Annotated in this window: 13 protein-coding genes; 6 read left to right on the top strand and 7 right to left on the bottom strand. The window is 70.0% G+C overall.

Going from position 1 to position 13,251, the window contains the following annotated elements; genetic code table 11:
- Positions 1-13: 13 nt before the first annotated feature.
- Both L0965_RS03905 and L0965_RS03900 read right to left on the bottom strand, forming a co-directional pair.
- The gene (locus L0965_RS03905) at positions 14-1,318 is read right to left on the bottom strand and encodes a chloride channel protein (protein ID WP_101305735.1); all 1,305 of its coding nucleotides are present in this window, start codon (positions 1,316-1,318) and stop codon (positions 14-16) included.
- Entirely contained in the window at positions 1,315-2,115 is an 801-nt protein-coding gene (locus L0965_RS03900; protein ID WP_061782311.1) for a DeoR/GlpR family DNA-binding transcription regulator, read from the bottom strand. The genes L0965_RS03905 and L0965_RS03900 overlap by 4 nt, the downstream gene beginning before the upstream one ends.
- 95 nt (positions 2,116-2,210) lie before the next feature.
- Between L0965_RS03900 and L0965_RS03895 the strand changes: the two genes are divergently transcribed.
- From L0965_RS03895 to L0965_RS03885, 3 genes are all read left to right on the top strand, one after another.
- Complete coding sequence (locus L0965_RS03895; RefSeq protein WP_060960385.1) at positions 2,211-2,858, top strand: bifunctional 4-hydroxy-2-oxoglutarate aldolase/2-dehydro-3-deoxy-phosphogluconate aldolase; 648 nt, start codon at positions 2,211-2,213, stop codon at positions 2,856-2,858.
- Between the two features lie 102 nt (positions 2,859-2,960).
- The gene (locus tag L0965_RS03890) at positions 2,961-4,253 is read left to right on the top strand and encodes an MFS transporter (RefSeq protein ID WP_060960401.1); all 1,293 of its coding nucleotides are present in this window, start codon (positions 2,961-2,963) and stop codon (positions 4,251-4,253) included.
- A gap of 50 nt (positions 4,254-4,303) precedes the next feature.
- Positions 4,304-4,882: an ATP-binding protein gene (locus L0965_RS03885; protein ID WP_060960384.1), complete on the top strand. Its 579-nt coding sequence runs from the start codon at positions 4,304-4,306 to the stop codon at positions 4,880-4,882.
- Here the strand turns inward: L0965_RS03885 and L0965_RS03880 are convergent.
- The 5 genes from L0965_RS03880 to L0965_RS03860 are packed head-to-tail and all read right to left on the bottom strand — an operon-like array spanning position 4,816 to position 9,516.
- Positions 4,816-5,787 (bottom strand): ROK family protein, encoded by a 972-nt coding sequence (locus L0965_RS03880; RefSeq protein WP_101305734.1) that lies wholly within the window; start codon positions 5,785-5,787, stop codon positions 4,816-4,818. The genes L0965_RS03885 and L0965_RS03880 overlap by 67 nt on opposite strands.
- Positions 5,784-6,470: an N-acetylmannosamine-6-phosphate 2-epimerase gene (locus L0965_RS03875; protein WP_232783995.1), complete on the bottom strand. Its 687-nt coding sequence runs from the start codon at positions 6,468-6,470 to the stop codon at positions 5,784-5,786. The genes L0965_RS03880 and L0965_RS03875 overlap by 4 nt, the downstream gene beginning before the upstream one ends.
- Positions 6,451-7,329, bottom strand: coding sequence for a carbohydrate ABC transporter permease (locus L0965_RS03870; RefSeq protein ID WP_101305733.1), 879 nt, complete (start codon positions 7,327-7,329; stop codon positions 6,451-6,453). Before L0965_RS03870 ends, L0965_RS03875 begins: the two co-directional genes overlap by 20 nt.
- Positions 7,310-8,230, bottom strand: a complete 921-nt coding sequence (locus tag L0965_RS03865; RefSeq protein WP_232783994.1) for a carbohydrate ABC transporter permease — start codon at positions 8,228-8,230, stop codon at positions 7,310-7,312. The genes L0965_RS03870 and L0965_RS03865 overlap by 20 nt, the downstream gene beginning before the upstream one ends.
- On the bottom strand, positions 8,230-9,516 hold the full coding sequence (locus L0965_RS03860) for an ABC transporter substrate-binding protein (RefSeq protein ID WP_101305732.1): 1,287 nt from the start codon (positions 9,514-9,516) through the stop codon (positions 8,230-8,232). Before L0965_RS03860 ends, L0965_RS03865 begins: the two co-directional genes overlap by 1 nt.
- 200 nt (positions 9,517-9,716) lie before the next feature.
- On the opposite strand from L0965_RS03860, the gene L0965_RS03855 reads away from it, so the two are divergent.
- The 3 genes from L0965_RS03855 to L0965_RS03845 are packed head-to-tail and all read left to right on the top strand — an operon-like array spanning position 9,717 to position 13,215.
- Complete coding sequence (locus tag L0965_RS03855; protein ID WP_198553676.1) at positions 9,717-10,433, top strand: GntR family transcriptional regulator; 717 nt, start codon at positions 9,717-9,719, stop codon at positions 10,431-10,433.
- An 18-nt stretch (positions 10,434-10,451) separates the two neighbouring features.
- Positions 10,452-11,981, top strand: coding sequence for a DUF4127 family protein (locus L0965_RS03850; RefSeq protein WP_101305730.1), 1,530 nt, complete (start codon positions 10,452-10,454; stop codon positions 11,979-11,981).
- A 28-nt stretch (positions 11,982-12,009) separates the two neighbouring features.
- Entirely contained in the window at positions 12,010-13,215 is a 1,206-nt protein-coding gene (locus L0965_RS03845; protein ID WP_101305729.1) for a pyridoxal phosphate-dependent aminotransferase, read from the top strand.
- The last annotated feature ends 36 nt before the right edge of the window (positions 13,216-13,251 follow it).

Below are 13,251 nucleotides of genomic sequence, written 5' to 3'. Positions count from 1 at the left end.
GCCGGGGGCGGAGTCACTCCCGTCCCGGATCGATCGGCGCGAAGCGGCCCAGACCGCCTCCGCCGACGAGTCGCGACGCGGCGAGCGCGCCGGCGACGGCCAGGAAGATGGGCAGCAGCAGGGTGAAACCGGTGCCCGTGAACTCGATGATCAGCGCGATGGCCGTGAAGGGCGCCCTCATGTTGGCGGCGAGGAAGGCTCCCGCCGCCACGATCGCCAGGGCGGTCGCGTCGGCGCCCGGCCAGATGAACGCCCACCCCGCCGCGGCCGCGGCGCCGAGCGACGCACCGATCGCGACGGACGGCTGCAGGGTGCCGCCGATCGCACCCGAGCCCAACGAGATCGCCGTGACCACGTACTTCAGGACCGCCAGAGCGAGCAGCAGGAGCGCCGGCTGCGTGAGATCGAACCCGGCCGTCGCCAGCGCCCGGCCGTTGCCGAGCAGCAGGGGGAAGAACGAGCCCACGACGCCCACCGCCGCGAACGTCAGCGGGAGGACGAGCAGCAGCCGCCACCCGGTGGGTCGCCGGCGCGACAGTCGTGCGGTGACCGCGGAGAAGCTGGTCGCCCCCCAGCCCATGAGGGGGCCGATGAGCAGCGCCGCCACCAGCAGCGAGGGGTTCACCTCCACCGGCGCCACCTGGTAGAGCGATCCGTCGGCCACCAGCGGACGGGCCACGAAGGTGGCGATGGCGCTCACCGACAGCGCGACGACGGCGGCCCCGGCGCTGAACCGCGCCAGCAGGATCTCGATCGCGAACAGTGCGCCCGCGAGGGGGACGTTGTAGACGGCGGCGAGACCCGCGCCGGCCGCCGAAGCGATGAGGATGGTCCGCCAGCGCGCGTCGATGCCGAACCACCGCACGAGGGTGGAGCCCGCCATCGCGGACAGCTCCCGCGGCGCCACCTCCTTGCCGATCGAGGCGCCCAGACCGACCGAGGTCACCTGGATGACGGTGTCGGCGAGCGTCTCCCACACCGGCATCCGCGTGCCCGCGACGCCCTCCTCGACGCTCGCGATGCGCCGGCCGAACCGGCGCAGCAGGTACCAGCCCCCGGCGGCGATGACGCCCGCGGCGGTCAGGCTGACGATCGGGAGCCACCAGGGCGAGGGAAGGGCGAGGCCGTCGAGGAAGGGGCCTTCGGCGCTTCCCCACACGAGGTGCTCGACCGTGTGCACGATCCACACCAGCAGGAGCACGGCGACTCCGGTCGCAACGCCGACCGCGGCGGTGGCGACGCCCAGCCGGACCAGCGCCCACAGACCGGCACGGCGGGCGCGCGAGCGCTCCCCACGCGGCCGCGTGCGGGCCGTCACGGCGCCGCCATCGGCGCCAGCCGCACCTCGACGCCGCGCTCACGAAGCTCCGCGGCCGCCACCTCGTCGAGTTCGTCATCGGTGACGACGACGTCGAAGGCATCCAGCGGCGCGACCTTGAATCGCTCGCTCGCACCGTACTTGGTGCTGTCCGCGACGAGCACGCACACCGAGGCGGCGTCGAGCACGGCGCGCTTGAGGGTGACCTTGTCCAGCTCCGGGGTCGTGACGCCGTGGGTCGTGTCCCACGCGCCCGTGCTGAGGAAGGCGACGTCGACGGCGAGCGCGCCGAGGGTCGCGGCGGCCAGCGGGCCCGTCGCGGATCCGCTGGCGGCATCGACGGTGCCGCCGGTGTGGATGGTCTGGATCGAGGGGTAGTCGCGCAGCGTCGCGATGGCGAAGAAGTCGTTGGTGACGACGGTGACCCCGCTGCGCAGCGCCAGATGCGGCACGAGCGCCTCGCAGGTGGTCCCGGCATCCAGGAAGACCACGCTGTCGTCGACGACCAACGCGGCCGCCTCGCCGGCGATGGCCTTCTTGCGGGGAAGCTCGAGCACGGCGCGCGAGGTGCGCTCCCGGGGCGTCTCGGTGCCGGCGCGCTCCGTGAGGCGCACGCCGCCCTGCACCGACACGACGCGTCCCTCGGATTCGAGCACGACGATGTCGCGGCGCACCGTCATGTGCGAGACGCCGAGGAGCTCGGCGAGATGGCGGATGCTGAGGGCACCGGCGCCGCGCAGCAGCCGCAGCAGCTCGTGCTGACGCTGCTCGGGGATGAGGGGCGGATCGCTGGCCATGTCGTCTGATTCTAGGGCGGTCCCGCGACCGCCCGCGGTACACGCACGTTCGAGATTGTTACTACATGTGAATTCTTGTGCTACCGTGTGCATCGATGTTACGCAAACACGAAGTCCTCCACGCCATCGCCGACACCGGCGCCCTGCTCATCATCCGCCTGGACTCGGCGGACGAGGCCCTCGCCGTCGCGCGGGCAGCCGTCGCCGGCGGCATCCGCGCACTCGAGGTGACGCTCTCCGTCCCGAGCGCCTTCGATGTCATCCGCACGCTGTCGCAGGAGTTCGCCGACGACGGCATCGCCGTGGGGGCGGGAACGGTCCTCGACGAGCAGGCGGCGTTCACGGCCATCACCGCCGGAGCCCGGCTGCTCGTGAGCCCCAACCTCAACCCGCAGATGATCCGCCTGGCGAACCGCTACCAGGTCGCCACGATCAGCGGCGCCTTCACGCCGACGGAGTTCGTCCAGACGATGGAGAGCGGCGCCGACATCGTCAAGCTGTTCCCCACCGAGATCGCCGGCCCCGACTACCTCCGCACGGTCCTGGCGCCCCTGCCGCAGACCCCGGTGCTGCCGGCCGGCGGCGCGACGGTGCACAACGTCGGCGACTGGTTCGACGCCGGAGCCCTCGCCGTGGGCGTCGGCTCGGCCGTCACCAAGGCGGCGCGAGCCGACGGCGACTACCTGCGGGTGACCCGGGCCGCGACCGACTTCCTCGACGCGATCCGCGACGCGCGCCACTGACCCGTCCCCGCGGGCCCTTCCCGCGCGGGCGACGCCGCCCGTCCCCCTCCCCTTCCCGACCACGACAACCCCCGAACCGCCCACCACAAAGGAGTGCACACGATGACCGACACCCTCGCGGAGACACCGCTTCTGACCACGCAGGAGAAGAGGTCCGTCCGGATCCGCTGGTTCCTCGTCGGCTTCCTCATCCTGGGCGGTGTGGTGAACTACCTCGACCGCTCGACCCTGAGCGTCGCCAACACCACGATCGCCGGGGAGTTCGGACTCAACGCCTTCGAGATGGGCCTGCTCCTGTCGGCGTTCTCGTGGCCCTACGCGATCGCGAACCTCCCCGCGGGCTACCTGGTCGACAAGTTCGGGCCGAAGCGGATGTTCGCCTTCGCCGCGGGAGCCTGGTCGCTGGTGTCGATGGTCACTGCGGCCGCGAACTCCTTCGGCGTGCTCTACGCGCTGCGGGTCGCCCTCGGCATCACCGAGTCGCCGTTCTTCACCTCGGCCCTGAAGGTCAACGAGCGCTGGTTCAACAAGCGCGAACGCGCTCTGCCGGTCGCCCTCGTCAACACCGGCTCGCAGATCGCCAACGCCATCGCCCCGCCGCTGCTGACCTTCCTGCTGCTCACGATGAGCTGGCGCGGCATGTTCGTGATCGTCGGCGCCCTCGGGATCGTCGTCGCTCTGGTGTGGCTCCGCATCTACCGCGACCCCACGCTGAGCGAGCAGGCGCTGATCAAGGGCGCCCAGGCGCAGGAGGCGATCGCCTCGACCGCGCCGAAGGTGGGCTGGGGCCGGCTGCTCCAGCAGCGCAACACGTGGTTCATGGTGCTCGGCGCCTTCGGCATCTTCTACACCGTCTGGGTGTACCTGACGTGGCTGCCCAGCTACCTGCAGACGGCCCGCGGCTTCAGCCTGGCCCAGAGCGGCTGGCTCGCCTCCCTCCCCTTCCTCTGCGGCATCATCGGCGTCGTCTTCGGCGGCTGGCTCTCCAACCGCCTCGTCTCGCGCGGCGTCAACACGGTGCGCGCGCGCAAGATCCCCATCGTCGGCGGCGCGGTGCTCGCGGCCGCGGCGGTGCTGCCGGTGGCCTACGTGGACAACACGCCCCTCGCGATCACCCTGCTCTCGATCGGCTACTTCGCCTCGCAGGTGCCGATCGGCTGCCTGTGGACCCTGGCCTCCGACGTCGCACCCTCCAACCAGGTCGCCTCCCTCGGCGCGATCCAGAACTTCGGCGGGTTCGTCGGCGCCGCCGTGGCTCCCGTGGTCACCGGTGCGATCCTGACCGCGACGGGCGGCAACTACACGCTCGTCTTCCTCATCGGCGGGGTGCTGCTGCTGGTCGGGGCGCTGTCCTACGGTTTCTTCGTGAAGGACCGCTCCGGCCGCACCGCCTGAGCCCGCGGCGAGGGGCGGCGACGCCCCTCGCCACCGCCCTGGAGAGTCACATGACTTCGCATCTCTTCTTCGTGATCGGTCCCGCCGGCAGCGGGAAATCGACCGTCAGCACGCTCATCGCACGCCAGCTCGGCGCCGCCTACCTGGACAAGGACAGCGTCGCGACCCTGTTCACCGAGGCGCTCCTGGTGGCTCACGGCAGCGATCCCCACGAGCGCGACAACAACGCGTACTACCAGCAGGTCGTGATGGATCTGGAGTATCAGACCCTGCTGCGCCTCGCCGGCGACAACCTCCGGCTCGGGACGCCGGTGGTGCTCGACGCCCCGTTCGTCAGGTACTTCCCCCAGCCGGACTACCTCGAGCGCGCCGCGCTCGCCCACGACTGGCCCGCCGACACCCGCATCACCGTCGTGCACGTGAGCGTCGACGGCGCGCGGGTGCGCGATCGCGTCGCCGGTCGGGGCTACCAGCGCGACACCTGGAAGCTGGCCCACTGGGACGAGTTCTGGGCGAGCGCCCAGGCCGCCGAATGCCGGTGGCGCGGAGCCCACCACGCGCTCTACGACAACAGCGCGGACGGGCGCGACGACGACGCGATCCGCGCGGCCATCGCCGCCCTCGTCTGAGCGGCGAGCCACGCGGCGCCGAGGAGAGCGGCATCCGTCCCGGCGCGGGCGATCTCGATCCGCACATCGACGAACGGGGCACGAAGTTCAGTTCGCAGGCCCTCCGCGAGGGGCGCGACCAGAGCGGTTCCGAGCGCGGAGACGCCCCCGCCGAGCAGCACGACGCCCGGATCGACGGTGGTGATCACCGGAGCCAGTGACGCGCCCAGCTCCCCCGCAGCCGCTGCGATCACCTGGGCGGCCACCGTGTCGCCCTCCCGCGCACGTCGAGCGATCTCGCGCAGCGGTGCGGCGACTCCCGAGCGCTCCGCGAACGAGCGCTCGATACCCGGCCCGCTCGCGAACGCCTCGATGTGGTCGCGTCCTCCGCACGAGCACACACGTCCGCGCATCGTGGCCGCGCGCAGATGCCCGATAGATCCGGCCATCCCGGATGCGCCGCGCAGCAGCGCACCCTCGGACACGACGGCTCCTCCGATGCCCGTCCCCACCGCGACGAAGACGAAGCGGTCCCGGTCGGAGCCCAGGGCGAGCTCCCCGAGCGCGGCCGCGTGCACGTCGTTGACGACGACGACCGGGACACCGAGCCGTGCGACGAGTCCTGCGGCCACGGGAGTGCCGCGCCACCCGGCGAGATGATCGGTAGCGTGCGTGACGACGCCGTCCTCATCGAGAGCCCCTGCGCTGCCGACGCCGACCGCGGCGACCGGACCGGCCGCCTCGATCACCTCGCGCACGAGCGCGGCCGCCGCATCGAGGATGGCTGCCGCCCCCTTCGCTGCCGGGGTCGGCCGCTGGACGCGGTGGCCGATCTGCCCGCCTTCGCGCACGAGGGCGGCCGCGATCTTGGTGCCGCCGATGTCGACGGCGACGACGGCCCGTGCGCTCTCCTCCCGGACGCTCATCGCGCTCCAGGGGTCACCGCGACGAAGCGGCGCGTGATGGCGATGGGATCGGTGATCGCTCCCCCCACGACGACGGCGTGGGCGCCGGCGTCGAAAGCCGCGGCCACCTCGGCGGGCGTCTGGAAGCGGCCCTCCGCGAGCACGCGAACACCGCGCGCCGCGAGTCGGGCGACGAGGTCGAGGTCGGGCCCACGGTGCTGTGGCGAGTAGGGCGTGTAGCCCGACAGCGTCGTGCCGACGAAGGTGGCCCCGGCATCCCACGCGGCCATCCCCTCGTCGAACGTCGACACATCCGCCATCACCGCGACGCGCGCGTGCGTGATCGCGCTGCGCACGCGCGCCGCGACGTCCGCCACGACTTCGAGGGTGGCATCCACCGCGACTATGTCGGCCCCGGCATCAACGAGCGCGACGACCTGCTCATCGGTCTGCGTGATCACGTTCCGGCGCACCCCCATTCGCTTGTCGAGCCCGATGATCGGGACGTGCGTCGACTCTCGCACAGCGGAGATGTCGTGCACGCCGTTGACGCGCAGCGCGGCGGCGCCCCCGCGCAGCGCACTGGCGGCCAGCCGCGCGATCGTCGGCGTGTGACGCAGCGGAGATCCGTTCGATGCCTGACACGAGACGATCAGTCTCCCCTTGACCGCGACGACGGCGTCTTCACTTGAGTGCACCGGCACCGACACCTCCTACGAAGTAGCGCTGGAAGACGACGAACAGCACCAGCGCGGGAAGGGTGAACAGAACGGATGCCGCCATCAGCGGACCCCACTCCAGGTTCCGCTCGCCGAAGAACGAGTACAGACCGATGGACAGCGTGTATTTGCTCGCGTCGTTGAGATAGATGAGCGGATTGAGGAAGTCGGTCCATGCCCAGACGAACTGGAAGATCGCGGCGGTGATGAGCGCGGGTCGTGCCTGCGGGAGAACGATCGACCAGTAGATGCGCAGCTCGGAGGCCCCGTCGATCCGCGCGGCCTGCAGCAGCTCGTTGGGCACCGAGGTCAGGAACTGGCGCAGCATGAAGATGAGGAACGGCGTGCCGAAGAACGCCGGAGCGACCAGCGGGATGATGCTGTTCGTCGCTCCGAGAGCGTTCCACATCAGGAACAGCGGGATCATGGTCACCTGCGGCGGCAGCATCATCGTCGCCATGACGATCACGAGCAGCGGCCGCTGACCGCGCCATCCGATCTTCGACAGCGAGTAGGCCACCAGCGGCGAGGCGATGAGCATGCCCAGCACGGACAGGCCCGCGATCACGATCGTGTTCAGCAGGTACTGCCAGAACGGGATCTCTTCGAACACCGCGACGAAGTTCTGCAGCGTCCATTCGGTGGGCCACAGCGACGGGGGCGCACTGAAGATGTCGTCGGGCAGCTTGAACGCGGTGCTCAGCATCGACAGGAACGGGAAGACGAACGCCAGCACGAGCAGCCAGATCACGAGGTATCGGGCGGTGGTGCGCGCGGCGCGGCGTGCCGTCGTCCGCCGACGGGAGGCGCCCGCCTGCCGCGGGTCAGTCGCGGTCAGAGCCATAGTGGACCCATTTCTTCGAGGACCACAGCAGGACGAGCGTGATCGCGAGAGTGAGCAGGAACAGCACCCAGGCCATCGCCGACGCGTAGCCCATCTTCAAGAAGACGAAGGCGTTCTGGTACAGGTACATCGCGTAGCTGATCATCGATTGGCCAGGTCCCCCGCTCGCCTCGTTCAGTCGCGTCTGGGTGAGCAGATACGGCTGCGTGAAGATCTGGAGGTAGGCGATCACGGTCACGATGATCTGGAAGAGCGTGACGGGAGAAATGGTCGGCCACGTGACGTAGCGGAACCGGGCGAACCAGCCTGCGCCGTCGAGCTCGGCGGCCTCGTAGAGCTCGGAGGGCACGTCCTTGATCGCCGCGAGGTAGATGATCATCGTGCCTCCGATGGTCCAGAGACACATCAACACGATCGCCGGTTTCCCCCACTGGGGCTGCTCGAGCCACTCCGGCTGCGGCAGATGCAGCAGCCCGAGGAAGTAGTTGACGAATCCGTACTGGGTGTTCAACAGCCACCGCCACAGGTAACCGCCGACCACGATCGGCACGATCGTCGGCAGATAGACCAGGGCGCGGTAGAGCGGCTGACCGCGCACCGGGAGGTTCAGCAGGTGGGCGCCACCGATGGAGATGAGGATCGTGAGCGGCACGCCCAAGACCGCGAGGAACAGCGTGTTGGCCAACGCCTTCCAGAAGGTGTCGTCCCGCATCATCTGGGCGTAGTTGTCCAGCCCGACCCACGAGGGCGGCTGGAAGAGGTTGAAGTCGGTGAAGCTGTACACCGCCGAGGCCACCACGGGCCACACGATGAAGACAGCGGCGCCGATGAGGAACGGCGACGCGAACGCCAGACCCAGAAGGGTCTGGCGTCGCGCGCCGCGGGGGGCGGTCGGTGCCATCAGTACGAGGAGACCTTGCCGGCGACGGAGGCCAGCGCCTCATCGGGGCCGGCGACGCCGCGGACGATGTCGTCGAAGGCCGTCGCCAGGTCGGTGGAGTACTGCGCGCTGTACGGCTGGCTCGCGAGCGACTTCGCGTTGGGGCTCGCGAGCGCCTTCAACCACGAGTCGAAGTGGGGGATCTCGGCGTAGGCGGGGTCGTCCAGCAGGGTGGTCTTGGAGGGCAGGTTGCCGAGGGCGAGCGTGAAATCGACCATCGGCTTGTCCTGCACCATGTACGCGAGGAACTTCGCCGCCTCGGCCTTGTGCTTCGAGTTGCTCGGGATGAACAGCGTGCTGGTCGTGACCTGCGTGGTCCCGGCGAGCGCGGGGGTGGCCGCCGGGATGTCGATCACGCCCCAGTTGAGGTTCGGGGCGACCTTGGGGATGTTCACCGCCTGCCATTCGCCGTCGACGACCATCGCCTGCTTGCCCGTGTAGAAGGGATCCTGCGCGGACATGTACTGGCCGAGACCCGACGCGAAGGTCGCGATCTTGTCGGCACCGAACGTGTCGGTCAGTGTCGTGGTGTACCAGTCGAGGGCCGCGACGTTCTTGGGGTCGTCGGGGGTGGGAGTCTTGCCGTCGGCGCCGTCCCAGGTGCCACCGAAGGCGTAGCCGAGGGTCGTGAACAGAGTGGATGCCGAGGGGTTGCCGAGCCCGATCTGCGTGATCGCCCCGCTTCCGTCGACGACCGTCAGCTTCTTCACGGCATCCGCGAGCTCATCCATGGTCGTGGGCGGCTTCACACCCGCCTTGTCGAGGAGGTCCTTGTTGTACATGAGCTGCTGGGTGTGCACCGCGATCGGGAGCGCGTAGATCTTGCCGTCGAAGGTCATCTGCTCCATGGATGCCGGCGCGAACGCGGACGTGTCGACCTTCTCCGCCGCGAGGTAGTCGTCCAGGGGCGCGAGGATCCCCTTGGAGGCCCACGAGCCGACGGTGTTGCCGAAGTTGTCGGAGATGTCGAAGCTGCCGTTGCTGGAGGACATCGAGGTGAGCTGCTTCTGCGCGTCGGGGCTTGAGACACCGACGACCTTGATGTCGGACTGGCTGGCGTTGAAGTCGGCGATGATCTTCTCCAGCGCCTTCGCCTCCTCTCCGCCCCACAGATAGGAGAAGGTGATCGTGGTCGGGCCGGAGGGCGCGGCCGCCGCGCAGCCTCCCAGAGCGACGGACGCCGCGAGGACGCCGGAGAGCGCGACGGCGCGGGTGAGGACCCGCCGTCCCGTGGTGGTCATTTCCATGGTGTTCCTTCGAGGTGCGTGGGTTCGGGTGGTGAAGCTCGGTAGGAATTGGTGTACTCCATTTTTTCGGAGCGTGTCAAGAGATTTCTCCAAAGATCGCGTTTTGGCACCTCGACAGGCGCCACCGTTCTGTGCAATGGTTATATCCAATTCGCACACGGCAGCGGATGTCCCCCCTGCCGAGGATCCGCGGGAGCACGATGACCGACGCGCAGCACAGCAAGTCCGAACGCCTACGACAGCACCTCGTCGAGGTGATCGGGCAAGGGCTCGAGCCCCATTCCCGTCTGCCCACCGAGCGCGACCTGGCGACGGAGTTCGACGTCAGCCGACTCACCGTCCGCCGTGCGCTCGACCGGCTGGAGCACGACGGGCTGGTCTACCGCGTCCAGGGCGCCGGCACGTTCGTCGCCGCACCCCGGATCGCCAAATCCGTCGAGCTGACCTCGTTCAGCGAGGACATGCGCGCGCGGGGACTCGAGCCGGGCTCGTCGGTGCTCGTGACCGAGACGATCCCGGCGGGAGCACGCCTGGGCGCGCGGCTTCGCATGAGCCCGTCCGAGGATGTCTTCCACATCCGCCGCGCGCGGACGGCAGACGGGGAGCCCATGGCCCTCGAGGACTCCTACCTCAACCCGTCGTTCTTCCCCGGGCTGATCCAGAACGTCGGGAACGACTCGCTCTACCGGATCCTGGAGCAGCAGTACGGCATGCGGATCGAGTGGGCCGAGCAGAGCATCCAGGCGAGCGTCCTCGACCCCGAACAGGCCGACATCCTGCAGGCACCGGCGTTCTCGCCCTGCTTCTTCGTGACCCGAACCAGCTTCGACGCGCAGGACCGTGCGATCGAGTACGCCGAGTCGACCTACCGCGGCGATCGCTACCACTACGAGCTCCAGATCCATCGTTCGCGCTGAGGAAGCAGGACCCACCGCATGCGAATCGCCCTCGTTCCGCTCGACGAACGACCGGTCAACATCCAGCTGCCCCGCCAGGTCGCCGCCATCGCGGGCGTCGACCTGCTGATCCCGCCCGTCGACGCGCTGCCCAGGTTCCGAACGCCGGCCGACGTGGACGCGCTGCACGGCTGGCTTCGCGAGGTGGCAGCCGCTTCGGCGGGAGGCGACGGCGTGGACCACCTCGTCGTCTGCATCGACACGCTCGTGCACGGTGGCATCATCCCCGCCCGCATCACGGCAGACTCGCCGCGCATCGCGCTGGACCGCCTCGACCTGCTCCGAGAGCTCCACGAGCTCCGCGCCGCCGCCGACCACCCCGCGCTCGTGATCACCGCGGCATCCCTGGTCATGCGCGCCAGCGACTCATACTCGGCGGTCGAAGAGCCCGAGTACTGGAGCGCCTACGGACGCGCGCTGCACGCCCTCGGCGGCGCGCTCCATCACGCGCTGGAAGCCGATCTGCTCCCGGGCGAACCTCCGCAGGTTCCTGCCGCGGCGGTCCCGCGCGCCGAGCAGAGCGATTTCGAGCGTCGACGCCTGCGCAACCACATCATCAATCTCTCCGCGCTCGGTCTGCACGAGGAGGGCGTCATCGATGCCCTCGCGGTGACCGCCGACGACACCGCCGCCTTCTCGGCCGGATCGGCCGAACAGGTCTGGCTGCGTCACTGGGCGCGCGCCCTGCCGCGCGGCGGTGAGGTGATGATGTATCCCGGCGCCGACGAGGTGGGCGCCGTCCTCGTCGCCCGCGCGCTCGTCGCCGCCGGCGGCGACCGCCCGACGTGGCGGATCGCCTGCGGCGAGGACGACGGCCTCACCCGCATCCCGAACTTCGAGAACGCCCCCGTGCACGACAGCCTCGTGCGACAGATCGTCGCCGCCGGCGGCATCGTCGCGGATGACGACAGCACGGTCGACGCCGTGCTCGTCGCACACGCACCCGATCCCGAACACGGCGACTGCTTCGGCCGTGTGCCGCGCTCCGATCCGGCGGCCGTCGAGGCGACCGTGTCGGCAGTGCGCGACGCGCTCGCGTCCGGTGCCATCGTGGCGCTCGCCGATGTCCGCTACAGCAACGGCAGCGATCCGGCGCTCGTCGACCGACTCGCCGCGGAGGGGCTGCTGCTGCGGCTGACCTCCTACGGCGGCTGGAACACGGCCGGCAACGCGATCGGCGGCGCCGTCGCCGCGGCGACGGCCTGGTGGGTCGGCCGCCGAGACGGCACCGCCGACCCGCGTGCTCTCCGAGAGGCGCTGCTCACCCGGATCCTCGACGACCATGCGTACCAAAGCGGCATCCGCCCGGCCCTGCACGAGAGTGTCTTCGGCGGCACGGTCGGTCCGGTCGACGACGACACCGAAGCCCGAGCCCTCCACCGCATCGGCGCGGAGCTCCAGAGCCGCCTGGACGATCTGCTCGCCGGTGAAGACGCCTGGACGGTCGCCTCGGTCGCGCTGCCCTGGCACCGCAGCTTCGAGGTCGACATCGCGCTGGCACGGCGCTGAGCGAACCGGACGCACTACGCTTTTGCCTGTGACCGAACGCGCTCCCCTGTCCCGCAAGCTGTCCGCCATCGCCGAGTCCGCGACCCTGAAGGTCGATGCGAAGGCGAAGGCGCTGCAGGCCGCCGGCCGCCCCGTGATCTCCTACGCGGCGGGCGAGCCCGACTTCGCGACGCCGGCGTTCATCGTGGATGCCGCGGCCCACGCCCTCCACGACCCCGCGAACTACCGCTACACGCCCGCGGCCGGCCTGCCGGTGCTGCGCGAGGCGATCGCCGCCAAGACCCTGCGCGACTCGGGGCTCGAGGTCGCCCCGTCCCAGGTCATCGTCACGAACGGCGGCAAGCAGGCCGTCTACCAGGCGTTCCAGGCCGTCGTGAACCCCGGTGACGAGGTGCTGCTGCCGGCGCCCTACTGGACGACCTACCCCGAGGCGATCGCGCTCGCCGACGGCATCCCCGTCGAGGTCTTCGCCGGCGCCGACCAGGACTACAAGGTGACCGTCGAGCAGCTCGAGGCCACCCGCACCGACAAGACCACCGTGCTGGTCTTCGTCTCACCGTCGAACCCGACCGGTTCCGTGTACACGCCCGAGGAGACGAAGGCGATCGGGGCATGGGCGCTGGAGCACGGCATCTGGGTCGTCAGCGACGAGATCTACCAGAACCTCGTCTACGAGGGTGCGCGCGCCGTGTCGATCGTGGAGGCCGTGCCCGAGCTTGCCGGACAGACGATCCTCGTCAACGGCGTGGCCAAGACCTACGCGATGACCGGGTGGCGCGTGGGCTGGATGGTGGGGCCGGCCGACGCCATCAAGCTCGCCGGCAACCTCCAGTCGCACCTCAGCTCGAACGTCAACAACATCGCGCAGCGTGCCGCACTGGCCGCGCTGACCGGCCCGCAGACGGAGGCCGAGCAGATGCGCCAGGCGTTCGACCGCCGCCGCCGGCTCATCGTCGCGGAGCTCGCGAAGATCCCGGGCGTCACCGTGCCGAACCCGCTCGGCGCGTTCTACGTCTACCCCGACGTCACCGGGCTGCTCGGACGGGAATGGAACGGCACCCGCGTCGACACCTCGCTCGAGCTCGCCGACCTCATCCTCGAGCAGGCCGAGGTCGCCGTCGTGCCGGGCGAGGCGTTCGGCCCCTCCGGCTATCTGCGCCTGTCGTACGCGCTCGGCGACGACCAGCTGCTCGAGGGCGTCCAACGACTGCAGAAGCTCTTCGGCACGGAGTGAGCCCGAGCCGGCACTCAGAGACCTCAGAGACGAGCG

The sequence above is a fragment of the Microbacterium sp. NFH-22A-Y genome, from assembly GCF_021401375.1.
Lineage (GTDB): Bacteria > Actinomycetota > Actinomycetes > Actinomycetales > Microbacteriaceae > Microbacterium > Microbacterium hominis.
The sequence above is the reverse complement of the archived record's forward strand: the minus strand, read 5'-3'. Positions and strand labels throughout refer to the sequence as shown.